21 protein-coding genes and 1 tRNA gene are annotated in these 26771 nt (G+C 47.2%); 6 read left to right on the forward strand and 16 right to left on the reverse strand.

What is annotated here, in order from left to right:
• Positions 1 to 23 precede the first annotated feature (23 nt).
• Both ccsA and B5F25_RS13675 read right to left on the reverse strand, forming a co-directional pair.
• Positions 24 to 803, reverse strand: coding sequence for a cytochrome c biogenesis protein CcsA (gene ccsA / locus B5F25_RS13670; RefSeq protein WP_087210062.1), 780 nt, complete (start codon positions 801 to 803; stop codon positions 24 to 26).
• Positions 797 to 1648, reverse strand: a complete 852-nt coding sequence (locus B5F25_RS13675; protein ID WP_087250174.1) for a cytochrome c biogenesis protein ResB — start codon at positions 1646 to 1648, stop codon at positions 797 to 799. The genes ccsA and B5F25_RS13675 overlap by 7 nt, the downstream gene beginning before the upstream one ends.
• A gap of 325 nt (positions 1649 to 1973) precedes the next feature.
• Here B5F25_RS13675 and B5F25_RS13680 point away from each other — a divergent pair.
• Positions 1974 to 2046, forward strand: a tRNA-Phe gene (locus tag B5F25_RS13680).
• Between the two features lie 257 nt (positions 2047 to 2303).
• On the opposite strand, the gene B5F25_RS13685 is transcribed toward B5F25_RS13680, so the two are convergent.
• From B5F25_RS13685 to mutY, 11 genes are all read right to left on the reverse strand, one after another.
• Positions 2304 to 4343, reverse strand: a complete 2040-nt coding sequence (locus B5F25_RS13685) for a M13 family metallopeptidase (RefSeq protein ID WP_087250176.1) — start codon at positions 4341 to 4343, stop codon at positions 2304 to 2306.
• A 93-nt stretch (positions 4344 to 4436) separates the two neighbouring features.
• Positions 4437 to 6374 (reverse strand): ABC-F family ATP-binding cassette domain-containing protein, encoded by a 1938-nt coding sequence (locus B5F25_RS13690; protein WP_087250178.1) that lies wholly within the window; start codon positions 6372 to 6374, stop codon positions 4437 to 4439.
• Positions 6375 to 6484: 110 nt separating this feature from the next.
• Positions 6485 to 7753, reverse strand: coding sequence for an adenylosuccinate synthase (locus tag B5F25_RS13695; protein ID WP_022038763.1), 1269 nt, complete (start codon positions 7751 to 7753; stop codon positions 6485 to 6487).
• Between the two features lie 12 nt (positions 7754 to 7765).
• Entirely contained in the window at positions 7766 to 8233 is a 468-nt protein-coding gene (locus B5F25_RS13700; RefSeq protein ID WP_087208271.1) for a transcriptional repressor, read from the reverse strand.
• Between the two features lie 184 nt (positions 8234 to 8417).
• Positions 8418 to 10199 carry an ATP-binding protein gene (locus B5F25_RS13705; protein ID WP_087208269.1) on the reverse strand — a complete coding sequence of 594 codons (1782 nt, stop codon included), beginning with the start codon at positions 10197 to 10199 and terminating at the stop codon, positions 8418 to 8420.
• A gap of 107 nt (positions 10200 to 10306) precedes the next feature.
• On the reverse strand, positions 10307 to 10993 hold the full coding sequence (locus B5F25_RS13710; protein WP_022038766.1) for a response regulator transcription factor: 687 nt from the start codon (positions 10991 to 10993) through the stop codon (positions 10307 to 10309).
• A gap of 202 nt (positions 10994 to 11195) precedes the next feature.
• A complete protein-coding gene (locus tag B5F25_RS13715) occupies positions 11196 to 12245 on the reverse strand; it encodes a type I asparaginase (RefSeq protein ID WP_013618852.1) in 1050 nt (349 codons plus the stop codon).
• Positions 12246 to 12637: 392 nt separating this feature from the next.
• Positions 12638 to 13312 carry a 4'-phosphopantetheinyl transferase superfamily protein gene (locus B5F25_RS13720; protein WP_087250179.1) on the reverse strand — a complete coding sequence of 225 codons (675 nt, stop codon included), beginning with the start codon at positions 13310 to 13312 and terminating at the stop codon, positions 12638 to 12640.
• Positions 13299 to 14636 (reverse strand): gliding motility-associated protein GldE, encoded by a 1338-nt coding sequence (gldE, locus tag B5F25_RS13725; RefSeq protein WP_087250180.1) that lies wholly within the window; start codon positions 14634 to 14636, stop codon positions 13299 to 13301. The genes B5F25_RS13720 and gldE overlap by 14 nt, the downstream gene beginning before the upstream one ends.
• 42 nt (positions 14637 to 14678) lie before the next feature.
• Positions 14679 to 15110: a single-stranded DNA-binding protein gene (locus B5F25_RS13730; protein WP_022038770.1), complete on the reverse strand. Its 432-nt coding sequence runs from the start codon at positions 15108 to 15110 to the stop codon at positions 14679 to 14681.
• A gap of 11 nt (positions 15111 to 15121) precedes the next feature.
• The gene (gene mutY, locus B5F25_RS13735; RefSeq protein WP_087250192.1) at positions 15122 to 16183 is read right to left on the reverse strand and encodes an A/G-specific adenine glycosylase; all 1062 of its coding nucleotides are present in this window, start codon (positions 16181 to 16183) and stop codon (positions 15122 to 15124) included.
• 178 nt (positions 16184 to 16361) lie between these two features.
• On the opposite strand from mutY, the gene B5F25_RS13740 reads away from it, so the two are divergent.
• A complete protein-coding gene (locus tag B5F25_RS13740; protein ID WP_022038772.1) occupies positions 16362 to 16637 on the forward strand; it encodes an HU family DNA-binding protein in 276 nt (91 codons plus the stop codon).
• A 259-nt stretch (positions 16638 to 16896) separates the two neighbouring features.
• Positions 16897 to 18471 carry an Rne/Rng family ribonuclease gene (locus B5F25_RS13745; RefSeq protein ID WP_022038773.1) on the forward strand — a complete coding sequence of 525 codons (1575 nt, stop codon included), beginning with the start codon at positions 16897 to 16899 and terminating at the stop codon, positions 18469 to 18471.
• A 98-nt stretch (positions 18472 to 18569) separates the two neighbouring features.
• On the opposite strand, the gene ffh is transcribed toward B5F25_RS13745, so the two are convergent.
• The 3 genes from ffh to B5F25_RS13760 form a co-directional block, all read right to left on the reverse strand.
• Positions 18570 to 19895, reverse strand: a complete 1326-nt coding sequence (gene ffh, locus B5F25_RS13750; RefSeq protein WP_087250182.1) for a signal recognition particle protein — start codon at positions 19893 to 19895, stop codon at positions 18570 to 18572.
• A 144-nt stretch (positions 19896 to 20039) separates the two neighbouring features.
• The gene (locus B5F25_RS13755) at positions 20040 to 21362 is read right to left on the reverse strand and encodes an MATE family efflux transporter (protein ID WP_087250184.1); all 1323 of its coding nucleotides are present in this window, start codon (positions 21360 to 21362) and stop codon (positions 20040 to 20042) included.
• Positions 21363 to 21600: 238 nt separating this feature from the next.
• A complete protein-coding gene (locus tag B5F25_RS13760) occupies positions 21601 to 21981 on the reverse strand; it encodes a 2-amino-4-hydroxy-6-hydroxymethyldihydropteridine diphosphokinase (protein WP_087250186.1) in 381 nt (126 codons plus the stop codon).
• A gap of 378 nt (positions 21982 to 22359) precedes the next feature.
• Between B5F25_RS13760 and B5F25_RS13765 the strand changes: the two genes are divergently transcribed.
• The 3 genes from B5F25_RS13765 to B5F25_RS13775 all read left to right on the forward strand — a co-directional run bounded on the left by B5F25_RS13765 (position 22360) and on the right by B5F25_RS13775 (position 26432).
• On the forward strand, positions 22360 to 23613 hold the full coding sequence (locus B5F25_RS13765) for a phosphoglycerate kinase (RefSeq protein ID WP_087250188.1): 1254 nt from the start codon (positions 22360 to 22362) through the stop codon (positions 23611 to 23613).
• Positions 23614 to 23816: 203 nt separating this feature from the next.
• Positions 23817 to 24950 (forward strand): radical SAM family heme chaperone HemW, encoded by a 1134-nt coding sequence (gene hemW, locus B5F25_RS13770; RefSeq protein ID WP_087250190.1) that lies wholly within the window; start codon positions 23817 to 23819, stop codon positions 24948 to 24950.
• 111 nt (positions 24951 to 25061) lie between these two features.
• A complete protein-coding gene (locus B5F25_RS13775) occupies positions 25062 to 26432 on the forward strand; it encodes a TrpB-like pyridoxal phosphate-dependent enzyme (protein WP_022038780.1) in 1371 nt (456 codons plus the stop codon).
• Positions 26433 to 26771: the final 339 nt, after the last annotated feature.

Genomic DNA, 26771 nt, shown 5'->3' on the forward strand with positions numbered 1-26771 from the left:
GCTGGCAATCTGTTATGCTTTTGTCAAGTATATACGTGCATACTGTTTTGTGCCGAGGGCAGGTAGTTGACACCATACCAACACATCTGCATGCACAGGAAGCCGGTTGCCAATAACAGGACGTTCCACTTCTGGTGCCGGGGCTTGCCATAGAGACGGAGGTGAAGGTAAAGCAGATAGATGCTCCATGTGACGGCGGCCCATGTTTCTTTCGGGTCCCAACTCCAGAAATATCCCCATGCTTCTTTTGCCCATAGGGCACCGCTTAGCATGCCGAAGGTCAGGAAGGCCAGCCCGATACATGTCAGGCGGTCGATGGTGGGTTGATAGCGGCCGGTATGTTTTATCACACCTGCCAGGGCAAGCAGGAAGGCACAGCCGAACACGGCATAGGCAAAGATGTAGACTGTTACGTGGGGCACGAACCAGTAACTTTGCAAGGCAGGCATCAGTGAGCGGTCGTGCTGTTCGGGGTTCATCAGATTCATGATGACGAATACAAGGGTGAGTAGGGTGGAAAGGGGAAGTATCCACCTGTAGTGCCAACGTCGGTAGGTAAGCAAGCCGCATAGCATCAGGAAGAAAGAATACCACAATCGGGTTTCTCCTTGGGTACGGAGCGGCGGACGTTGCAACGAAATCCAAAAGCAAATAATGAAGGCTGCATAGATACACAGTCCGGTACAGGTCAAGGCGAAAGCTTTCTTGCTGAATTCCGTGCTACGGAATGCCGCGAAGGCACCTCCCACCCATAGCAGTGTTGCACTAAGGGCAAATCCGATAAATTCGTCCCATGTCAGCATGTTTCATCACCTCCTTTCTTTGGCAGGGCAGGTATCCCTTGTGTAAATAAGAGTACACAACCAGCTATCAGCATCCAGATTCCTGTCCATAAAGCATACTTCCAAGGCTCTTTCACCAGTTGCAACACGCAATAATGTGGTTGTTCGTTTGCCGGTACGTGTTCGTAATCTGTCAGGTAAAGATTGTCCGTCCACGAAAGTGTGTAAGGGTGATTTACTTTCAAGGTAGCACTTTTGTCTCCTATGATTACTTGGGCGTTGTAGCTTTGTGGGGTTCCATCGGGATGATAGGCTATATCGAATGTCTGCAACTGCATGGAATCTTTCAGCAAGATGCTTTTTCCGTGTCTGTCGAATGCTTGCCGGGTCGGTTGGTCTTTGGTGACCAGTATCCTCCATTCATGTGTGTCGGCACTTCCCGCCATTCCACCTCCTAATGCAAGTAGCAGTCCGATGTGGGTCAAGGCAAAGCGCAGCTTGTGTGCCCGTTTTCTGCACATGCCCCGGTAAATGACGATGAGCAGGTGGGCAAGTAAGGCAATGAGGGTGAATACCGTCCACCATGAATCGGGGGTCAGTAACGTACCGAGGCCCATCAGCAGGCATGAAACAAAGGTTATCCCCAATAACAAGAATGTGGTGGCAGGTGCTGATAAAACCAGATAGCCAGCCGACTGAGGTTTTTCTTTGTGAAGAATCCACAGGCTTGTCACCCCCAATAGCAGGAGGGCGGCATTTACAGGGAAGGCGAAGAATGCTATCTGGCATTTACCGAATGTCAGCTGGCAACCGAGTGCTACGGCGAAGTATGTACCCCAATATCGATATAACGTCGCTTTTTTCATAAATCCGTCTGGCTTTATTTGTTCCGATGCAAAAGTACATATTAATGTAATAGGTTCTTTCTTTGCCGATGATTTATTTTAACGGATATCTGCCAATATCCCATGTAGGGGCGGATGCGATATGCCCTCTACCATGTGTCATATACAAAATGCTCAATTAGTACCGCGGGAAGCATAGACAGTTTCTTAGAATCTGTCGTTTAAGGTATATTTTGAAGTATTTTTCTAGTTGAAGAAAAAATTTTTTGCCGAAAATTTGTTGTGAAAGAAAAAAAGACTTACCTTTGCACCGCAATCAGGAAAATAACGGTTGCAAGACCAAGTTGGTGCCATAGCTCAGTTGGTAGAGCAAAGGACTGAAAATCCTTGTGTCACTGGTTCGATTCCCGTTGGCACCACATGATAATTAGAGAGTTACAGATGATGTAACTCTTTTTTTTATGCTCTTTTTGAGGCTGAGTGACCCCCTTAAACAGGAAATTAAATCAAATAAAAAGCTCCCTATCATTATCCGTATTCTGAATAATGATAGGGAGTTTTTTATTGTGCGATGAAGGTTGTTGCAGATGGAATGTTCTTATGACGGATCAGTCTGAAGAACCAATACTGAAGAATCTGCTTGTTTTTATATTATTCATCGCCATATATGGATTCTTTACCAAATGTTCACGCGTTTTTCCGGAGCTACGTAAAGTGGATCGTTCGGAGTGATGTTGAAAGCATCATACCAAGCCTGAATATGAGGCAGGGCACCGTTTACACGCCATTCGCCCAACGAGTGAGGATCGCTCTTGGTATATACACGAATCTGTTCGTCGCGGATGTTTCCTGCCCATAACGTAGCATAGGCAATGAAGAAACGTTGTGCAGGTGTAAAGCCGTTTTTATCTTCCAACGGGGCATCTTTTGTGGCGTTTTGGAATGCCAGGTATGCGATGTTCAAACCTCCGTGGTCGGCAAGGTTTTCACCCAAGGTGAGCTGGCCGTTTCCGTATAATCCCGGAAGTACTTCGATGTTGTTGAAGAAGTCCACCATTACTTGTGCACGTTCTTTGAAGCGGTCGGCATCTCCTGCTGCCCACCAGTCTTTCAGATTGCCTTCCTTGTCGAACTGACGTCCCTGATCATCGAATCCGTGAGTCATTTCGTGTCCGATTACTACGCCGATAGCACCGTAGTTGGCAGCATCATCGGCTTCCATGTTAAAGAATGGTGGTTGAAGGATTGCTGCCGGGAAGCAGATTTCGTTAGTAGAGGGATTGTAGTAAGCATTGACGGTTTGCGGTGTCATCAGCCATTCATCGCGGTCGACTGGTTTTCCCAAACGGGATATCATGTCGTTGAAGCCCCAGGCAGCAGCACGGCATACGTTTGCCCAATACGAGTCTTTCTGGATTTCAAGTGCTGAATAGTCTTTCCACTTGTCGGGATAACCCACTTTCACGCGGAAAGCATCCAGTTTTTCATGGGCACGCATTTTGGTGCTGTCGCTCATCCATTCTTGTGCATCGATGCGCTGTCCCAGTGCTGTTTGCAGGTTTTTTACGAGGTTGACCATACGTTCCTTGGCTGCAGCGGGGAAATATTTTTCGACATACATTTCGCCTACCAATTCACCCAATAAACCATCGACGCTATTAACGGCACGTTTCCAGCGTGGTTGATTGGCTTGTCGTCCGGACATCACTTTACCATAGAAGTCGAAGCGTGCAGTCACGAAATCATCACTCAATGTGGGAGCTGCAGCGTCAAGCAGGTTGTATTCCAAGTATGAAATGCTTTTGGAGAGCGGCAGGGTATTGATGAGCTTCGCTACTTCCTGAATGGGTTCTATTTGTTCTACGTTCAGTTCGGCAGGTGCTTCGATACCCAAAGCCTTCATAAAGGCATCCCAGTCAATGCCGGAAATCTGCTTCTTGAGTTCGGCATATGTCATTTTGTGGTAATTGGCTTCGGGGTCACGCAGTTCGGTTGCACTTTTCGATACTTTGGCAATGGCAGTTTCTATTTCCATTACGTCTGCCACCTTCTGTTGTGCATCGGTTTCAGTAAATCCGGCAAGGGTGAAAAGTTTTGCAATGTATTTTTTATATTGCTCGCGGATGTTTTGGGTGATGCTGTCATTGTCGAGGTAATATTCTTTTTCGCCCAAGTTGATGCCGCCTTGTCCCATCTGGAAGATGTTCAGCACACTGTTTTTGGGATCGGCATAAACGTAGTAGCTGAAGAAAGTGCCTATACCTGCTGTACGTCGCATCTCGACTGCCATCGGGATGACCTGGCTTTTGTCAGTAAGTGCGGCTATTTTTTCAAGCATAGGTTTCACTGGTTCGCATCCTTGCTTGTTCAGTGTCACACTGTCCATTGCCATATTATAAAGGTCACCGATTTTCTGTGCGGCGGTTCCAGGTTCGTTTTGTTTGGCTGCAAGTTCTTCAATCAGCCCGCGCAGCTGCTTCTGATTGTTTTCTGCCAGTTGGTCGAATGTGCCGTAGCGTGAATATTCAGCGGTTAGCGGGTGTGCGTCGTTCCATCCTCCGCAGGCATAACGGAAGAAATCGGTACCGGCGGATACGGTAGTGTCCATATTCGCCAAATCAATGCCCGAAGTGTTCGTGGCATTCTTTTGTCCGGTGCAGCCGGCCATTGCCAGTGTGGCAAAAGCGGCTACTGCTACATAATGTTTTGTTTTCATATTGCTATTTTGTTTAAAAACTTAGTTTTGTCTTTATCATTACGAGTAAAAGAATTATAGGGGTATTTTCCCTGTCAAGTGTAGGTTGAGAATTTATTTCAGTTCTTCCAGTTCAAGTGAAATGGTTTCCCATTCGGTCTCCGCTGCGGCTATCTGCTCTTTCAGTTTCTGATGTTCCTGGTAGAGTGACATGTCGGCTGCACCTTCGGGTGTTGCCATACGGTTTTCGAGTGCCGACACCTGCTGTTCCATTTTTTCGATAGATGTTTCCAGTTCTGCTACCTGTTTTTCCAGCTTGCGTATCTTGCGTGTTTGTTCTCGTTGGGCTTCGTAAGAAAGTTTGCCTTCACTGGGAGGATCTTTTTCTTCCTTTTTCTTTACACCTTCGGCTGTAGATGCGGAGAGATGAAGTTCATTCAGATTTTCTATTTTTTTCTTCTGTAAGAAATCGTATATGCCGCCGATGTGTTCTTTCACCAGTCCTCCGCCGAATTCGTAGACTTTGGTCACCAGTCCATCGAGAAACTCACGGTCGTGCGAAACGACTATCACAGTGCCGTCGAATTCGCGTATGGCTTCTTTGAGTACATCTTTCGAGCGCATATCAAGGTGGTTGGTAGGTTCGTCGAGAATAAGCAGGTTGACCGGTTCGAGCAAGAGGCGTATCATTGCCAACCGGCTTCTTTCTCCTCCCGAAAGCACTTTTACTTTTTTGTCGGAAGCTTCGCCTCCGAACATAAATGCGCCCAGGATATCGCGTATCTTCAGGCGTATGTCTCCTTTTGCCACGCGGTCGATGGTATCGAATACGGTCAGGTTCTCGTCAAGTAGTTGTGCCTGGTTTTGGGCAAAATAGCCGATTTGCACGTTGTGTCCGATGGTGAGTTTTCCTTCATAGGGTATTTCGTCCATGATGCACTTGACGAGTGTGGATTTTCCTTCGCCGTTCTTGCCCACGAATGCTATTTTTTCACCTCGATGGATGGTAAGGTTCACATCGTGGAATACCACATGGGAACCGTACGCTTTCTTCAGGTTTTCGCATATCACGGGATAATTGCCCGAGCGGATGGCGGGTGGGAACTTGAGGTGTAAGGATGAGTTGTCTTCTTCGTCCACTTCGACAGGTACGATTTTTTCGAGTTGCTTGATGCGGCTCTGCACCTGTACTGCCTTAGTCGCCTTATAACGGAAACGTTTAATGAAGTCTTCAGTGTCTTTTATTTCTTTCTGTTGGTTTTCGTAGGCACGGAGTTGCTGTTCACGTCGTTCTTTGCGGAGGACAACGAACTGGTCGTAAGGTACCCGATAATCATAGATATGTCCGCACGATATTTCGATAGTGCGATTGGTGACATTGTTGATGAAAGCCCGGTCATGGCTGACCAGTACTACGGCTCCCGGTTCCATTTTCAAGAATCCTTCCAGCCACTGAATGCTCTCGATGTCAAGATGATTGGTAGGCTCGTCAAGCAGAAGCACGTCTGGATGGCGCAAAAGCAGTTTGGCAAGCTCGATGCGCATACGCCATCCTCCGCTGAACTCACTGGTAGGACGGTCGAAATCAGAACGGGCAAAGCCCAAGCCCACCAAGGTGCGTTCCAGCTCAGCCTGGTAATTATTGCCTCCCATCATTTGAAAACGTTCGTTTTCGTGTGTAAAACGGTCTATCAGTCCGTGATAGTCTGGCGAGTCATAATCGGTACGGTCTGAAAGTTCCTGGTTCATCTGTTCCAGGTGTTTTTTCATTTCGAAGATATGTTCGAATGCCATTTCTGCTTCGGCACGTACCGTACGTGTATCGCTCAGCACCATAACCTGGGGCAGATAACCGATGGTAACTCCGCGCTGTACCGCTACTGTGCCTTCGGTGGGACGTTGCATGCCGGCAAGTATTTTCAATAAGGTAGACTTGCCGGCACCGTTCTTGCCTACCAGGGCAATGCGGTCTTTCTTGTTGATAACAAACGATACATCTTTGAACAATGGAGTTACTCCGAATTCCACTTTCAAACCTTCTATAGAAATCATATAAATGCCTAGTCCTTTAGTTCTTGAGTTTGTAAGTCCTTAAGTCTTTTCGTTTTGCAAGCTAAACTTAAAAATTCAAAAACTTAAGAACTTACAAATTCATCTACTCATTATTCAGTATAGCGTTCGATGGTCTGTTCGCGGTCGGGACCTACTGATACGATTTTGATGGGAGTACCCAACTGGTCTTCAAGGAAGGAAATGTAGGCGTTGAATTCTTCGGGGAATTCGTCTTCACTAGTCATCTTGGTCATATCGGTCTGCCAGCCGGGCATTTCTACATATACCGGCTCTACACCTTCGGTGATATCGTAGGGGAAATAGTCGATTTCTTCTCCGTTCACTTTGTATGCTACACAAGCTTTCACGATGGGGAAGGCATCGAGTACATCACTCTTCATCAGGATAAGCTGGGTGACTCCGTTGACCATAATGGCATAACGCAATGCTACGAGGTCGACCCATCCACAACGGCGTTCGCGTCCGGTCACTGCCCCATATTCATGTCCAAGGTCGCGGATAGTTTTTCCGGTTTCATCGAACAGTTCGGTAGGGAATGGTCCGGCTCCTACGCGGGTACAATAAGCTTTCATGATGCCATATACTTCGCCAATTCGGTTGGGTGCCAGTCCCAGTCCCGTGCAGGCTCCGGCGCAAATCGTATTGGAAGAAGTAACAAACGGATACGAACCGAAATCAACATCAAGCATCGTACCTTGCGCACCTTCGCACAACACACTCTTGCCTTCATTCAGGAGGCGGTTTATTTCGTGTTCGCTATCCACCAAGTGGAACTGGCGCAGGTATTCGATACCTTCCATCCATTGTTTTTCGGCTTCGGTTATATCATACGAATAGTTCAGACTTTGGAGAATTTTTTCGTGACGTGCTTTGGCAGCTGCGTATTTCTCGTCAAATCCATGCAGGATGTCACCTACACGCAGACCGTTGCGGCTCACCTTGTCGGTATATGTCGGTCCGATACCTTTTCCGGTGGTGCCTACTTTCGATGCTCCCTTGGCAGCTTCATAAGCTGCATCCAGCACCCGGTGGGTAGGTAAGATGAGGTGTGCTTTTTTCGAAATGTGCAGGCGTTCTTTCAGCGGATGTCCGCTTGCTTCAAGTGCTTCTGCCTCGCTCTTGAATAAAGCTGGGTCCAGCACCACGCCATTACCGATGATATTGACTTTATCGCCTTGGAATATCCCTGACGGAATAGAACGGAGTACATATTTTTGACCTTCAAATTCCAGTGTATGACCGGCATTAGGTCCTCCTTGGAAACGAGCAACAACATCATAACGCGGGGTCAGTACATCTACGACCTTCCCTTTACCTTCATCGCCCCATTGCAAACCTAACAATACATCTACTTTCATATAATCTAATTTTTAAGTTTTTGAAATTTTTCTTCTTTTCGCTACCATACACTTGTTGCATAGCCCGTATATATATAAGGAGTAGTGAGAGGCATGAAAACCTTTCAGTTTGGTATCTACGATGGCTTGTTTCAAGGTTTCATCTTCGAACTCGGAAACCTTGCCGCACGAAGTGCAGATCATGTGATGGTGAGTCTCGTTGTTGTACGAACGTTCATACTGCGATGTATTGCCGAACTGGTGCTTGATGACCAGTCCTGCATCAATCAGTAAGATAATCGTATTGTATAGCGTGGCACGGCTGACACGGAAACGTTCTTTTTCTGCCATATATGAATATAGCATCTCGATGTCGAAATGTCCTTTGATGGTATAAATCGTGTCGAGAATGGCATATCGTTCGGGTGTCTTGCGATGCCCGTTCTTCTGCAAATAATCAGTCAGAATCTGTTTTACCTTTTCTTTTATATTTTCTTCCATCCGCTCAGTCTCTTTCTGGGTCAAAGGTAATCTTTTTTACGTAATTTAGAAAGGCTACAAAGAAAAATTTCTATAAGAAACTGTCTTGAATTTATCATGTGCTGATTTGGGATGAGTTTTTAAGGCATTTCCGCTTCTGTAACTGGCGTTTTCTTTACCGGCTTTAACTTCTGCAAGTCCCGTATCATTCTTCTTTGTTTTTCTGTAGAGTGAACACGAATTCCAGTCCTCCACTCGGATTGTTCTTGGCGAAAATGGTTCCTCCGTGGAAGAGTACGGCGTTTTTTACGATGGCAAGTCCCAGTCCAGTGCCTCCAAGCTTGCGCGAGCGTCCCTTGTCTATCCGGTAGAAACGTTCGAAGATGCGGTTCAGGTGTTCTTCGGGTACGCCTACTCCTGTATCGGAAAAGCTGAAATAGTAGTATTTCTCGTCTTCGCGGAAACAGTTGATGCGGACGGTCACACCGGTTCCTGCGTATGCAATGGCGTTGTCCATCAGGTTACGGAAGATGGAATAGAGGAGCGAACTGTTTCCGTTGATGATAAGTCCGTAGGGCACTTTGTTGATGACCGTGATGTGTTTTTCTTCCAATGCCAGTGCCAGCTCGTTCAGCATATTCTTCAGCATCAGGCTCAGGTTTACCTGTTCGCGTTCTACCAGGTTCGGGGCTTCATCCATGCGTGTCAGCACCGAGATGTCACGCAGCAGGACGGTGAGTCGGTTGCTTTGCGCATAGCTTCGTTCGAGGAATGCCTGCATTGTTGCCGGAGGCAGGTTGGGGGTGTTTAGTATTGTTTCCAGGTATCCCTGTATGCTGCTGACTGGTGTCTTCAGTTCATGGGCGATGTTTTGGGTGAGTTGCCGCTTCAGGCGTGCCTGTTGTTCTTCCTGTGAGATGTCGTTGATGGATATTTCGAACGAGTGGTCTTGGAAAATGATGCATTCTACCGAAAAAGAACGTCCGTTCTTGTCCACATGAAGCGATAGTTTTTTCTCTTCCTTGCTGAAGTTTCCGTCGTTGCGGTTCAAAAAGTCGGTAATGGGATGCAGTTCGGCAATGTTGAACACTTCTTCGGTCGAGGTCAGGTTGTGGTCGGAGATCGTGTTGGCATATTGGGTAAAAAGGTTGTTTACCAGTATTTCTTTTCGCTCGCGGGTGAAGACCCCCAATCCTTCATGTGAGGTTTGCAGGTGCGATATCAGTTTCTCGCGTTCGATATACAGAGCTTCTTTGGCACGGTGCAGGCGCTGGTATATCTTGATGATGTGTTGGGAGATTTCGCCCAGTTCGTTTTTGGGGAACGATTCAGAAATGTCGATCGGTTCGTTGCGGTCGGCACGTAGGGCGAATTGTTGCAGTCGGGTGATGGACATCCCCAACTTTCGTGTGTAGCGGTAGAACAGGATGACCAGCATCAGGCTGATGGTCAGTGTAAACCATACGAATTCCGAGTCGGCTTTGAGGTGCTTGCTTAGGCTTACGTTGTAGGGCAGTGCTGAGCGGATGATGAGTTGTTGTGAAGGATAATAGTGTGCCGAATAGAAATATTCTTGCCCTTCGATGCTGGCAGAGATGCGGTTGATGTCATAGCCGCTTCCATACATCAGTGCGTCTTGCACCTCTTTACGGGTACGGTGGTTCTCAAACTTGCTTACATCGGGTTGGATGTTGTCGTATATCACTTTACCTTGGGTGGTAATGATGGTTACACGGATATCGGGAATGATATGGGTAACAACGTATTGTTGCAATGAATCGGTATCGAGGGACTTGCACGAGGTGATGAAGTCATACATCCGGTTATTGTAATTCTGTAATTGCATGTTCAGCAAATCGCTCTTGTATGCTTTTTCACGCTGGTATTGAAAAACGAGGAAGCACGTCGCGAAGATGACGAACAGCAGGATGACCGACAGGAAAAGCCGTTTACTGAACGGTAACAGACGGTATATCAGTTTAGTCATAAGCTTTTTTTTAGGTACTAGTTGACTAGGTACTAGGTAGCTAGGCTCTAGATACATCGGCAGAATTGTTTAAACCTAGTACCTGATTCCTAGTATCTGAAAATAATTTATTCGCATTCGAAGCAATAGCCGTATCCCAGACGGGTAACGATATGTTTGCCGTATTCGCCGATTTTCTTGCGTAGGCGGGTGATGTTAACGTCTATCGTGCGGTCGAGCACGTACACCTCATCGTTCCACACCTTCGAGAGGATGTCCTCGCGAGAGAACACACGTCCTGAGTTTTGGAGCAGCAGCAGTAGGATTTCGAACTCTTTCTTGGTGAGTGAAACTTCTTCGCCGTTGATTGTCACCTTTTTCTGTGGCACATTGATGACCAGTCCCTTGTATTGCAGTTCTTCACTGTCTTTCAGCTGGAGGTTGGCGGTGCGGCGCAATACGGCTTTCACGCGCATGATGACTTCGCGTAGCGAGAATGGCTTCGAGATATAGTCGTCAGCACCTAGGTTGAAGCCCGTGATGGTATCGTTTTCCGTGTCTTTGGCGGTAATGAAAATGATGGGGATGTTGGCGGTGTCTTTGTCTGCCTTCAGCATGCGCGCCATCTTGAATCCGGAAATTTCGCCCATCATCACGTCCAGCAGCAACAGGTTGTATTGCGTAAGGTCCAGTTTCAGGGCCTCTTCTGCCGAGTTGGCAGTATCGACTTTGTAACCCTCCATTTCGAGGTTGAACTTCAGGATTTCGCACAAATCGTCTTCATCGTCTACTACAAGGATTCGGTATTCGTTCATGGTTTCATTCTGTTTTATGTTATGTATGTTTGAAACGCGGATTAGCGCAGATTCACGCGGCTTGTTTTTTAATAGGCAATAGATGCTCTTCTATGTGTTGTCTCTGCGCCAATCAGCGCTAATCTGCGTTTCAAAAAATATATCCGGACGCAAAGATGAGGCTTTCTTGTTTCGGTATTGTGAAATAGGTATTACAATCCGGTTACAAAGTAGGGCGGGTAAACTCTCCGGCAATGGGACGGCTCAGCTCGTTACGCACCTGTTGCGGGGTAAGCCCGTGCCCTAACAGGAACATCAGTTTGGTGAGCACACTTTCTACAGTCGAGTCGTATCCGCTGATGACGCCCGCGTCCAGCAGGTGCAAGCCGGTTTCGTAGCGTGCCATTTCCACCATGCCTGTAGGGCATTGCGAGATGTTGACGATAATGATGCCGCGCTCCGTAGCTTCTTTCAGCAGGCGGATGAACCAGGGCTTTTGCGGGGCATTGCCCGAGCCGTAGGTCTTCAGCACCACAGCCTTCAGTCCCGGAGTGCGTAAGACACCTTGTACGATGTTTTCCTGTATGCCGGGGAAGATGGTGAGGATGATGACATTGGTGTCGAACACGAAGTGGGGGTGCATCGGCACATCGGGATGCGCTTTGCGGATGCGGTCGTATTCATACTTGATGTGGATGCCTGCCGTAGCGAGCGGGGGATAGTTGTACGAGCGGAAAGCGTTGAAGTTCTCGGCGTTGATTTTCGTCGTGCGGTTTCCGCGCAGCAGCAGGTTTTCGAAGAAGATGCACACTTCGGGCACCACTGCCGTACCGTCGGGATGCTTTGCTGCGGCAATCTCGATAGAGGTTATCAGGTTTTCTTTTCCGTCGGTGCGCAGCACGCCGATGGGCAGCTGGCTTCCTGTCAGGATGACCGGTTTGCTCAGGTTTTCCAGCATGAAGCTTAGTGCCGATGCCGTATATGCCATGGTGTCCGTGCCGTGCAGGATGACGAATCCGTCGAAATTATCGTAATTGTATTGGATAATCTTGACCAGTTTTGCCCACAGTGCCGGTTCCATGTCCGATGAGTCGATGGGCGGGGTGAACTGGTACGAAGATATCCGGTAGTTGAACCGCCGCAGTTCGGGCACGTTTTCCTGAAGCTGGTCGAAGTTAAAGGCTTCCAAAGCCCCTGTTTCGGGGTTTTCTATCATACCGATGGTTCCGCCGGTATATATAAGGAGTACGGATGGATAGTCGGGCTTAATCATAATTCGTGTCTGTTTTGTGCATGCAAAGGTACGAAATAGCGTGCGAAATCCGAAATGTTTTCTATGGTAAATAACAAAATGTTTGCCTTTGAGTGAGGAATTGAAAGCCCAGATGGGTATTATTGTGGCTAATTGATAGCTTATACCTCAGTCAGCTAAATTTGTAAATCAGTGTAGACAAGAAATGAATTTGTAATTCCGGATAGAATCATAGCAAGGCGCATCCGGTTGTGGAAGCCTGCGGATAGAGGTGCGTCGGCAACGCATATAGGTCCATCCGCTGTAAGATTATTAATCTTCAGGCTGCAAGATTATTAATCTTACAAGCGGAAGATTATTAATCTTACACCAGACGAGGTTGTCCCGTGTCTTGGGCAAAATGCGGATATTCATTAAAAATATTTCTTTGCCTGCACACTCCACGTGCAGACAAAATCAGGATGAACCATATAACAGACCTGATAACTTGCCGGTGGAAAAGATTTGTATGCACCAGCAACAAAACCCCCTTGCTGCTGAAGATGAAAAGGCATGACACGCAAGTGTTCCCTGAAATCGACTTCTTCTTCTCCCATCAGCTTGTAGAGCGTTTCCTTTGCCGACCAGTGCAAGAGCATATAATATAAGGTGGAGGTACGTGAATCTCCGGCAAACCCTTTTACCGCTTCCGTCTCTCCGTCCAGCTCTTCGGCACACATGAAACGGCCGGCAATCCTCAATACCCGGTCTGCCACCTGCTCGATATCCACTCCTACTTCGGCAGACGGATGCAGTGCTACAGCCACATACCCCCTGGTGTGAGAAATCGAAAGCCGATAGCTCTGGTCTGTAAGGAAAGGTTTGCCCGAAGGAAAATGCCCGACCTGTTTCTCTTCACCGCACAATGCCTTAAGCAATACACGCACCGCAAGATACTCGGTACGGCGTGACTCTGCACGCAGTGCGGACAGTTCAGCATCGTAAGGCAATGAGTCACCCAACATCGCACGCAACTCTCCGCCGGTTTCTTCCACCTTCCAGATGGCAAACACAGCGCCATCGCTTTTCCAACTCTTAAACAGCGACATTCTTCCGGGTTACTTTTACTTTCACAATACGATGGGCATCCATCTGAAGCACTTCGAACACAAAATCCTTGCAACGGATAATCTCATGCAGTGCCGGGAACTCTCCTTTCAGTTCGAGCACCAGTCCTGCCAAAGTATCGGCATCGCCAGCCAGCTCTTCGAAATCATCCGGGTCGACATCCAATATCTTATAGAAATCGGACAGCAACGTTTTCCCCTCAAAAACATACACGTTATCCGAAACCTTTACATAGCTGCGTTCTTCTTCGTCATATTCATCATTGATTTCCCCAACGATTTCCTCGATAATGTCTTCCATCGTGACCAGCCCCGATGTACCTCCAAATTCGTCCACCACAATCGCTATATGGATCTTGTTTGCCTGAAAATCACGCAACAGGTCATCAATCATCTTGGTCTCGGGCACGAAATAGGCAGGCCGTATCAAGTTCTGCCACTTGAAAGTGTCGTCTTTTTCCAAGTAGGGCAACAAATCCTTAATATACAGAATGCCCTTTATATTATCGCGCGATTCTTCATAAACGGGGATACGGGAGTATGCATTGTCCACCACACACCTGATGACTTCTGAAAACGGGGTGCCGATTTCCAAATCTACCATATCCAGCCGCGAAGTCATTACCTCTTTTGCCGTTTCCTCTCCGAAACGGATGATGCCTTCCAGCATATTGCTTTCTTCCGAAATCTCACGTTTGTCGGTCAGCTCCAAGGCTTGCGAAAGTTCGTCCACAGAAAGGCCGGTCTTTTTATGCTTCTGCGCCATCCTGTTCACAAAAAAGGCAGAACGTACCAGAATGCCTGAAAAGGGACGGAAAATCCTACGCAGGAAGACAATGAGAGGCGCTACTTTCCGGCAGAACCCCAACGAATCTTGTGCCGAATAGATGCGAGGCATAATCTCGCCGAACAATAACAGCAGGAATGTCAAGACGATGACACAAAAGACCAGCCGCAGCCCCTCAGCCTCTTCCCCACGCATCACATCGGAAAAGAAGAAAGCCCCCAGCACGACAATCGTCACATTGACGAAATGATTGGATATCAGAATCGTTGCAAGCAGACGTTCCGAGTCGTCCAGCAACTTAAGGATACGCTTGTCGGCCGCCGATTTTTCTTCATCCACTTCTTCCCTGTCGTTTTCAGACAAGGAGAAGAAAGCTATCTCCGAAGCCGAGACAAGACCGGACACACACAATAACAACACAGCCAGCACAGCAGCTGCCAACGCTCCTACGGAAGGAGATGCAAACGTGAAGCCGCTACACCACTCTTCAATGATAGATAAACACGAGTCAGGATCCAAAACAAAAAATTTTAGTTAAACATCAGGTTTATATGCCATCGGTCAGAAAGGCAAATCATCAGAAGTGCCAGCCTGCTGCGCCGAAACATTCGCCTGCTGTGCCGCAGCAGGCTGGGAAGGGGCGGTTGCCGGCTGGGGAGAACGCGGAGTCAGCATCTCCATATTATCGGCAAAGATTTCCACCACATAACGCTTGATGCCGTTCTGGTCGTCATACGAGCGCGAGCGTATCTTTCCTTCAATATAAAGTTTGTCCCCCTTGTGTACATATTTCTCGGCAGTCTCCGCCAGTCCGCGCCACAACACGATGTTATGCCACTCCGTACGTTCGGGCACCTGCGTGCCGTTTGCCAATGTATAAGCTCTGTCTGTAGTGGCCAAAGGAAAAGCGGCTACCGCCACCCCATTATCCAAATAGCGTACATCCGGGTCTTTCCCGACATTTCCAATCAATTGCACTTTATTCAATGACATATCTAAATCGTTTACTGATTATTTGGTTTCAAAATTACAGAAAAAAAACGAGATATCAAACGCGGAACCGCAAATTTGTGCAAATCGCCGACCGGGACGCATTGGAACGCCCCCTGCGGCATCCCCCCCGGGGCGATGCGCACGACATAACAGTCGGCATAAATCACCCGATGTGACAAGACATGCTTCACCTGCTTTGCCACCAACCGCACAGACAAGATTTCGCATTCCGCAAAAAGCTGCCTGTATGCCGGCAGCACGCATACCTCTTCTTCTTCCATCGCCCGTCCGGTTTCTATCAACGGGAACTCATACAGGTTGTGCCAGATATCCCCCGCCTCCCGCTTGTGCAAGAAGGTATCCCCGCCGGCATCTATATAAAAATAAAGGAAATACCGGTTGCTCACTTTGGTTTTGTGCTGCTTGCGCGGAAGCACATCCACCAATCCTTTCTGCAATGCCACACAGCTGTCTGCCAACGGACAGAACATGCACGAAGGGGATGAGGGCACGCACTGCAAGGCTCCAAAGTCCATTATTGCCTGGTTGTACAGGGCAGGAACCGACTTTTCGAGCAACTCTCCAGCCAATGCCGCATAAAGTTTCTTGCCTTGCGTGGTGTCAATCGGTTCTTCTACCCCCAGCCAGCGTGAAAGCACCCTGTACACATTGCCGTCGACCACGGCACATGGCATACCGTAGGCAAACGAGCAAATGGCGGCGGCGGTATAATCGCCCACTCCTTTCAATTTACGTACCTCTTCGTAAGTATCCGGAAAAGTCCCGCGCGCAGCTATCGAACGTGCCGCCTCGTGCAGGTTCCTTGCCCGTGAATAATAGCCCAACCCCTGCCAATATTTCATCACTTCGTCTTCACCGGCCGCAGCCAAAGCAAACACATCCGGAAACCGCCGGATAAAACGGCAGTAATAATCGTACCCCTGTACCACACGCGTCTGCTGGAGTATGATTTCAGATATCCATATTTTATAAGGGTCTTTCGTGTCCCTCCACGGCAAATCCCGCTTGTTCTCCTCATACCAATGTATCAAGGTTTCACCGAACCGATTCATAACTTTTCCATTGCTTTTGATTAAAAACACTAAAAACATCTGCAAAATTACAGGTTTTAAGGATGCTTGAAACAGTTTTTTAAAATTTTGTTCGAAAGAAATTTTTCCATAAGCGAGAAAAGCTATATATTTGCAATCCAAAAAATTAAGATAACGTATAACAATAATTATTAGCGAAATGACTAAAGCAGAGATTGTAAACGAAATTGCCAAAAGCACCGGCATTGACAAGCAAACGGTACTCACTACGCTGGAAGCATTTATGGATTCAGTAAAGACGTCATTATCAAATGATGAAAACGTATACCTCCGTGGATTCGGCAGTTTCATCGTGAAGAAAAGAGCGCAGAAGACTGCCCGGAACATTTCAAAAAATACGACCATCATCATTCCGGAACACAACATTCCGGCATTTAAGCCAGCAAAGACGTTTACTCTTTCAGTAAAGAAATAATTAACATTAGTATTAACCCTATAAAATTTTGAAGCTATGCCAAGCGGAAAGAAAAGAAAAAGACATAAAATGTCAACTCACAAACGTAAAAAAAGACTGAGAAAGAACAGACACAAAAGCAAAAAATAATTGTTAGTCTGTCCGACTTCAATAAAGAACAAACTTGCAAAGCTCCTTCATAGTCTTTCAGGTTTGTTCTTTGTGTATTGAGAATCTTTTGTTTCAAAAAAAGTATTAACCCGTAAACTAAGTATAACAAGTGACAAGCGAATTAGTAGTAGATGTACAGCCGAAGGAAATCTCCATAGCTCTGCTGGAAGACAAGAACCTGGTAGAGTTCCAGAAAGAAGAAAGAAACCTTTCCTTTTCCGTCGGCAATATGTACGTGGGCAAAGTCAGAAAGCTGATGCCCGGACTGAACGCCTGCTTCATAGATGTCGGTTTCGAAAAAGACGCTTTCCTTCATTACTTAGACCTCGGACCTCAATTTCTTTCTTACCAGAAGTATCTGAAACAAGTTATCAGCGACCGAAAGAAGCTTTATCCCATATCGAAGGCATCCATGTTGCCCGATATTGAAAAGGACGGAAGCATCTCGAACGTCCTGCAACAAGGACAAGAGGTTATCGTACAAATTGTCAAAGAACCCATTTCCACCAAAGGACCGAGACTGACCTGCGAATTGTCGTTCGCCGGCAGATACCTGGTACTGATCCCGTTCAATGATAAAGTGTCGGTATCGCAAAAAATCAAGTCGAGCGAAGAACGCGCACGCCTGAAACAATTGCTGCAAAGCATCAAGCCGAAAAACTTCGGCGTCATCGTACGCACGGTGGCAGAAGGGAAGCGCGTGGCTGAACTGGACGCCGAACTGAAAGTATTGCTGAAACACTGGGAAGAGACCATCACAAAAGTACAAAAGGCAACCAAAATGCCTACACTGGTCTACGAAGAGACAAGCCGCACGGTAGCCATGCTGCGCGACCTGTTCAACCCTTCGTACGAAAACATCTACGTGAACGACGAGACCGTTTACAATGAAGTAAAGAATTATGTAGCCCTGATAGCCCCCGAACGTGTGGGTATTGTCAAGCTATACAAAGGCCAGCTTCCCATTTTTGATAACTTTGCCATCACCAAACAAATCAAGTCATCGTTCGGCAAAACCGTTTCTTATAAAAGCGGGGCTTATCTGATTATCGAACATACCGAAGCGCTGCACGTAGTGGACGTGAACAGCGGTAACCGTTCGAAATCTGCCAACGGACAAGAAGCCAATGCCCTCGATGTGAACTTGGGTGCAGCCGATGAGTTGGCGCGCCAACTCCGATTAAGAGATATGGGAGGAATCATCGTTGTCGACTTTATCGACATGAATCTTGCCGAGAACCGTCAGAAACTGTACGAGCGTATGTGCCAGAACATGCAAAAAGACCGTGCCAAGCATAATATTCTGCCCCTCAGCAAATTCGGTCTGATGCAGATAACGCGCCAGCGCGTGCGTCCGGCAATGGATGTGGCTACTGATGAAGACTGCCCCACCTGCTTCGGCAAAGGAAAGATAAAGCCTTCCATCCTGTTTACAGATACACTGGAAAGCAAAATTGACTACTTGGTCAATAAGTTGAAGGTCAAGAAATTTACATTGCACATCCACCCCTACGTGGCTGCTTACATCAACCAAGGCATCATGTCGCTCAAGCGGAAGTGGCAGATGAAATACGGCTTCGGAATCAAGATTGTCCCGAACCAAAGCCTTGCCTTCCTGCAATATAAATTTTATGACGCGCACAACGAAGAAATAGACATGAAAGAGGAGTTCGAAATCAAATAGACAAGCAAACAAAGAACCTCCAAAAAACAATTATCCCCTTGCCTGCTCCTTAACAACATAAGGAAGGCAAGGGGATAATCCGTAAGATACACTTCCCGTTATTTCCGTTTCATTTTCTGCATCATGCCTGCCATCTTGCTGCCCGTTACCATCTTCATCATCTTGCGGGTCTGGTAGAACTGCTTCAAGAGGCGGTTCACTTCCTGAATGCTTGTTCCACTACCCTTGGCAATACGGTTCCGGCGGCTTCCGTTCAGGATTTCAGGATGTGTGCGCTCTTGGGGAGTCATCGAATAAATAATTGCCTCAATGCTCTTAAAGGCATTGTCATCAATATCGATATCCTTAATCGCCTTTCCTACGCCCGGAATCATCGAAGCCAGTTCTTTCAGGTTACCCATCTTCTTGATTTGCTGGATCTGTCCCAAAAAGTCGTTAAAGTCGAACTGGTTCTTCTGGATTTTCTTCTGCAAACGCTTGGCTTCTTCCTCATCGTATTGCTCTTGTGCACGCTCTACCAACGAAACGATGTCGCCCATACCCAGGATACGGTCTGCCATACGTGCCGGATGGAAAAGGTCGACGGCATCCAGTTTCTCGCCCGTACCAACAAACAGGATAGGCTTGTTTACCACCGTACGGATGGAAAGGGCGGCACCGCCACGCGTATCACCATCCAATTTGGTAAGTACCACACCGGTGAAGTCGAGACGTTCGTTAAATTCACGGGCTGTGTTCACCGCATCTTGTCCGGTCATCGCATCCACCACAAAAAGGGTAGCATCCGGAGTGATGGCATTTTTGATAGCGGCAATCTCGTTCATCATCTGTTCGTCTATCGCCAACCGGCCGGCTGTATCGACAATAACCAGGTCATACCCTTTCGCCTTGGCTTCCTGAATGGCATTCAAGGCTATCTGTACCGGATCTTTGCTGTCCGGTTCGCTATAAACCGGTACTTCCACTTGCTCGCCCAGCACTTTCAACTGGTCGATGGCAGCCGGACGGTAAACATCACATGCTACCAGCAAGGGCTTACGGTTCTTCTTCGACTTGAACATCCGTGCCAGCTTGCCCGAAAAGGTTGTCTTACCCGAACCTTGCAGACCCGACATCAGGATAACAGCCGGACGGCCTTTCAACTCCAGTTCCACCGTATCGCCTCCCATCAGCTTCGCCAGCTCGTCGTGAACAATCTTCACCATCAACTGGCTGGGCTTCACGGCCGTCAGGACGTTCTGCCCCAGTGCTTTCTCTTTTACCGTATCGGTAAAGTTCTTTGCCACCTTATAGTTTACATCGGCATCCAGCAACGCACGACGTACATCTTTCAGGGTCTCCGCCACATTGATTTCGGTGATTTTGCCTTCACCTTTCAATATCTTGAACGACCGCTCCAGTCTTTCACTTAAATTATCGAACATAATTCTATTTACTATTTAGCGATTTATTATTTACTATTTAGCGATTTACTATTTAATTTTTATGCCACAGAGGCACAGAGATGTACGCCGTCTCTGCACCCAATAAAAAAGCAGCGTGCAAAAATAGTAAAAAACTTGCAGGCTTCAAATCTTTTTGTTCTGCCATTTCGCTTTTTTCAGATAAATCACACTGAAAACCAACATCAGGGTATAGTAAATCACTTCGGTAGTGAAACAAATCTCCACCGGAGCCTGCACCACCATGCCGATGATGATGATATAGAGGGCATAAAACACCTGTATGCCGATTTCGAGCACCAATGCCGCCTGTGTATTACCTGTTCCCGAAATACCGTTGAAATACACATTGGAAAGTGCCGCAATCAGCATCGCCACGCACACTACATAAAGTGCCAGTTCCGATTCATGAAGCAATGCCTCCTCGCCTGTATATACCGAAAGGATGGCATGAGGAAATGCCACGCACAACACTACACAAACCACCATGATGAGGAACGACATCCGGGCGATGCGGTTCAGCAGATACATCACCTTCGACACACCTCCCGAACCGATAAGGTTGCTCACCAACGAGTTCGCCGTAGTAGAAAGTGCCTGCACCGGAATAAGCAAAACGACGTAGACACTGCGCACAATATTGGCTATCGCCAGCTGGCGCTCGCCCAACCGCTCCAGTGCCATAAAAAATACGAACCAGATAGCCATCGAGAGGAAATACTGCACCATCGTGAAACAGGAAATATGCAAGATACGCACCACCATGTTCCAGTCGAACTGCCCGAAGCGGTGCAGCCCGTACTTATGAAGGTCTATCTTCGCATAGGTATATACAAGGTAAAACACCAGCGAAGACGCCTCGGCTATCACCGAAGCCAGTGCCGCCCCACGCACACCCATCTCGGGGAAACCCCACTCACCGAACACCAATACATAGTCGAGTATTACATTGACCGCAGCCATGACCACAGCACTCATCGTAAGCACTTTCGTCTTAGTAATGCCTATATAAAGGGCACGGAACATCACGTTGACAAATGCAAACAGGAACCCCCAGATGCGCCACGTAAAAAACTCGTAAGTAGCATGGTAGATATTGTCTGATGTAATGAGCAGGCGTATCAGAGGCTCGGCAAACAGATACATTGCCGCCAGCAGCACTACCGCCATCCCGAAACTAAAGGCAGAGCCCTGCCACATAATCGGCCCCACGGCATGGTAGTTCCCCTCACCATTACGCCGCGCTATAAGAATCTGCGAACCCACACTGAAACCGAAAGCCACCGTATAAATGCAGATATACAGCAGTCCACCCATAGCCGAAGCTCCCAGTGCCACTTCGCTCACATGTCCCAAAAAGGCAGTATCGGTCACGTTGATGACATTCTGTGCCAGCAATCCCAAGAAAATGGGATAAGTTACATTCCATATTTCTTTGTTCGTGTACATAACAGATTGTTTGATGATATAATTCTTGAAACAAGCGCACAAAGATACGGATTTTATACATACAAACCTAATCCTACTCTTTTCCCCAGACCTGGAAACTGTCTCTGCTATACTATAGGTATAGATATATTTACTATTTTTCGATTTACGAAATACGATTTTAATATCAAAATAGTAAATAATAAATTGTCAAATCGTAAATTAATAAATCTGTGGTGATAAATCGCACAAGCCGTTTTTATATCTCCAACCCATGTAGTGCCAGGTGCACATATTTTTTTTGCATGTCGGCAGGTTTGCATACGACACCATCTATCATCAGCAGGTCAATGTCGAGTGGAATAATCCCTGTCTGCTTACTGGCAGGAGTGCGCCCACAAGCTTTTTCTATGTTCTTGAAAAAGCTCCTCAAACTATCTGGATCCCAAGTGGTTTCAAACAGTGCCGCCCGGTTGAGATAAGGAGCATGATGTATGCTCCCTTCGGGTGCGGTCTGTATGGTTTTCCCCCATCGGATACGAGGAAAATAATGTCTTAATACTTTCTCGGCTATATTCATATGCATTTCCGCATGGTAATTCGACCCGATACACAAGACACATTGATGCATTTTTTCCATAAATAGTTCTTTTAATCTTTCCAACCTGCCAGAAACTGCCCGGAATCCGTCCAAGAATAACGGTATAGCGTCCATAAATATATGAAACCGGCACTGCCTGAAAAACAGTGCAAGTTATAAAAAAGATCATAAACCCGCAAAAAGGGAGCCGAAAACATTCACTTCAGAACGGAACAGGATGATAAATACCATTCTGCAACCAGCCTGAATGACGCGCCAAACACAGACAACTTACTTTACCATACGAACCCGCCTTTTTTAAAACAAAATAACAAAGAGGCAGAAAATAATCGGGTGAAATACATGTCGGATAGTTTTTTTTCTTAACTTTGCGGTGCAACTGAAATGCAAACACTTTAAACAAAAAATATTGAGACTATGATGACTATTGACAAATTCAACTTTGCCGGAAAGAAGGCAATCGTCCGCGTGGACTTCAATGTACCTTTGGACGAAAATGGTAAGATTACCGATGACACTCGTATCCGTGGCGCTCTGCCTACCTTGAAGAAAATCTTGGCTGACGGCGGCGCTTTGATTATCATGTCGCACATGGGCAAGCCCAAAGGCAAAGTAAACGCCAAATATTCGTTGAGCCAGATTGTTGATGCTGTATCAGCAGCTCTGGGCACTCCGGTACAATTCGCTCCCGATTGCGCTAAGGCACAAGACGCTGCCGCTGCCTTGAAACCGGGCGAAGTACTGTTGCTGGAAAACCTCCGTTTCTATCCGGAAGAAGAAGGCAAACCCGTAGGCATCGAAAAAGAAGACCCCGCTTACGAAGCTGCTAAGAAAGAAATGAAGGCACGCCAGAAAGATTTCGCCAAAACATTGGCTTCATACGCTGACTGCTACGTAATGGACGCATTCGGTACGGCTCACCGCAAACACGCTTCTACAGCCGTTATCGCCGACTATTTCGATGCAGACCACAAGATGCTGGGCTACCTGATGGAAAAAGAAGTGAAAGCCGTTGATAACGTATTGAAAGACATCAAACGCCCGTTCACCGCTATCATGGGTGGTTCGAAAGTTTCTACCAAAATCGGTATCATCGAAAACCTGATGGATAAGGTAGACAACCTGATTCTGTGCGGCGGTATGACATTTACTTTCGCTAAGGCTCAAGGCGGCAAGATCGGTAAGTCTATCTGCGAAGATGACAAGCTCGACCTGGCTCTCGACATCATCAAGAAAGCAAAAGAAAAAGGTGTAAACCTGGTATTGGGTACCGACTGTATCGCAGCTGATGACTTCAAGAACGATGCCAACACACAAGTTTGCCCGGCTAACGACATACCGGAAGGCTGGGAAGGACTGGATGCAGGTCCTGCAAGCCGCGAAGCATTCAAGGCTGCTATCGTAAATGCCAAGACTATCCTGTGGAACGGTCCTGCCGGCGTATTCGAATTCGATAACTTCACCGGTGGTTCGAAAGCCATTGCTGAAGCCATTGCAGAAGCTACCAAGAACGGTGCCTTCTCACTGATTGGTGGTGGCGACTCTGTAGCCTGCATCAACAAGTTCGGCATGGCAGACCAGGTATCTTACATCTCTACCGGTGGCGGTGCATTGCTGGAAGCCATCGAAGGCAAAGTATTGCCGGGTGTAGCTGCTATCTGTGGCGAATAAAAAACTTATCTATAAAGCCCGGAGAGCCAGTATGACTCTTCGGGCTCAACACGGATTAACGCAGATTTTCGCAGATTCTTTTAATTTACTATTTTTCAATTTACGAAGTACGATTTAATGCTTAAATAGTAGATAGTAAATTGTCAAATCGTAAATTAAAAGAATCTGCGTTAATCTGCGTTTCATACAAACTTACCTCATTCATGGCAGGCATCTATCTACACATCCCCTTCTGCAAACGGCGGTGCATCTATTGCGATTTCTTTTCGACGACCCAAAGCGGACAGACAGACCGATACATCGAAGCATTATGCGCTGAACTGGAACAACGGAAAGATTATCTTGAAGATGAAGAAATCGAGACCGTCTACATGGGCGGAGGAACACCTTCACAATTGCAGGAGAAACATTTCGAAGCACTGTTCGACACCCTATATCATCATTACAGTATCCACCCCGATGCCGAAATCACCATCGAAGCCAATCCGGACGATTTACACCCCACCTATATCCGGATGCTCCGGCACTTCCCCTTCAACCGCCTGAGCATGGGGATACAGACATTCAACGATGCCACCCTGTCTGTCCTGCAACGCCGGCACAATGCCCGACAAGCCTTGGAGGCATTCTGGAACTGCCGGGAAGCCGGTTTCGGAAATATCAGCATCGACCTGATGTACGGATTGCCGGGAGAAACACTCGCCACATGGCAAGCCGACTTGGAGCAAGCCATCGCCCTGCACCCCGAACACATTTCCGCCTACCACCTGATTTACGAAGAAGGCACACCCCTATGGAAACTCAGGGAAGAGCATCGGGTAAGCGAAATAGACGAAGATTTGAGTGTAAGCCTTTTTTCCGAACTGATTCATACGTTGAAAACCGCCGGATATGAACATTATGAGATTTCCAACTTCTGCCTGCCCGACAAATATTCACGCCATAACTCCAGCTATTGGACAGGCAAAACATACCTAGGATGCGGAGCTTCTGCTCATTCATATAACGGCACGTCACGCCAATGGAACATCGCATCGCTTGAAAAATACATAACAGGCATCGAAAACCATAAGCCTGATTTTGAAAAAGAAGAGCTCGACCTCTACACCCGCTACAATGATTTTATCATTACCAGCCTGCGCACCATGTGGGGCATGTCCCTGACCAGGCTCAAGACCGGTTTCGGAGAAAAACTATACGATTATTGTATCCACCTTGCCACGCCCCATTTACAACAACATACTTTACAACAGACCGACGATTTCCTGAAGCTTACCGAACAAGGTGTCTTCGTGTCCGACGGCATCATGAGCGACCTGCTTTGGGTGGACGATTGAAACAAGATTGAAACAAGATTAGTCCCCTCTGGAAGAAATTTTCGTAAAAGAGGTTGCATAGTTTCACTTTTTTACCTATTTTTGGCAAAACGTTTAAAAATGTAAGTCATTATGAGCAATAAACAGAAAAGATTCATCTTACCCGAAGACGAAATACCACGCTTCTGGTACAACATTCAGGCAGATATGATAAACAAACCGCTGCCTCCCTTAAACCCTGCTACCAAAGAACCGCTCAAACCCGAAGACCTTTACCCTATCTTCGCCAAAGAACTTTGCCAGCAGGAATTGAACCAAACAGATACATGGATCGAGATACCCGAGGAAGTGCGCGACATGTACAAATACTACCGGAGCACCCCGCTGGTACGTGCATACGGACTGGAAAAAGCATTAGACACCCCTGCCCACATTTATTTCAAAAATGAAAGTGTCAGCCCAATCGGCTCGCACAAGCTGAATTCGGCACTGGCACAAGCCTATTATTGCAAAAAAGAAGGCGTAAGCAATATCACAACCGAAACAGGAGCCGGACAATGGGGAGCAGCCCTGTCGTATGCAGCCAACGTATTCGGACTGGAAGCTGCCGTATATCAAGTAAAAATCAGCTACGAGCAGAAACCATACCGGCGCAGCATCATGCAGACCTTCGGCGCACAGGTGACTCCTTCACCTTCCATGTCAACCCGCGCAGGAAAAGACATCCTGACCAAATACCCTAACCACCAAGGTTCACTGGGTACAGCTATTTCTGAAGCAGTAGAACTGGCACGCACGACACCTAACTGCAAATACACTTTAGGCTCTGTATTAAGCCATGTCACTCTCCATCAGACCATTATCGGACTGGAGGCCGAAAAGCAAATGGAAATGGCAGGCGAATATCCCGATGCCATCATCGCCTGCTTCGGCGGAGGTTCCAACTTCGGCGGCATCGCTTTCCCGTTCATGCGGCACACCATCCTGGAAGGAAAGAAAACCCGATACATTGCAGCCGAACCGGCATCATGCCCCAAACTGACACGAGGCAAATTCGAATACGACTATGGAGACGAAGCCGGATATACCCCGCTGCTTCCGATGTACACATTGGGACACAATTTTACCCCTGCCAACATCCATGCCGGAGGCTTGCGTTATCACGGAGCTGGTGTCATCGTATCGCAGCTGATAAAAGACAACCTCATGGAAGCCGTGGATATCCAGCAATTGGATTCGTTCAAAGCCGGCTGCCTTTTCGCCAAAGTAGAAGGCATCATCCCGGCACCGGAATCATGCCACGCCATCGCTGCCACCATTAATGAAGCATTGAAATGCAAAGAAAGCGGCGAAGAGAAAGTGCTTCTTTTCAACCTCTCCGGACACGGCTTGATCGACATGAGCGCTTACGACCAATACCTGGCAGGCAATCTCACCAATTATAGCCTGAGCGATGAGGAAATAAACAAGAGCCTGGCAGAAGTGAATGAACTGAATAAATAATGCGGAATATAGGAATGTGCTAATGCGGGAATAAACCTCCAATGCATTAGCACATTTTTATCCGCGCATATAAATGAATGCCTTCAACCAACTGAAACCATGATGCGCTAACCGAAGATATATTACCTTGCCGTTTCAGTTATCTCCTCAAGCCATAGCAGTTATCTGATATTGCCCATGAAGCATATCTTCGTTCTGCAAACATAGGTACTTAATGGAAAAAAAGCCCACCGTCAAGTTAGAAGTGCAACTCCTCCACCGCCTTCCTCCGTCCTTGGAGCGTAGCGGAAAGGGCGGAGGAAGGCGGTGGAAGCCGGGCTTCGGGTCATCCGGCAATAC

It is taken from the genome of Bacteroides sp. An19 (assembly GCF_002160215.1).
In the GTDB taxonomy this organism is placed as follows: domain Bacteria; phylum Bacteroidota; class Bacteroidia; order Bacteroidales; family Bacteroidaceae; genus Phocaeicola; species Phocaeicola intestinalis.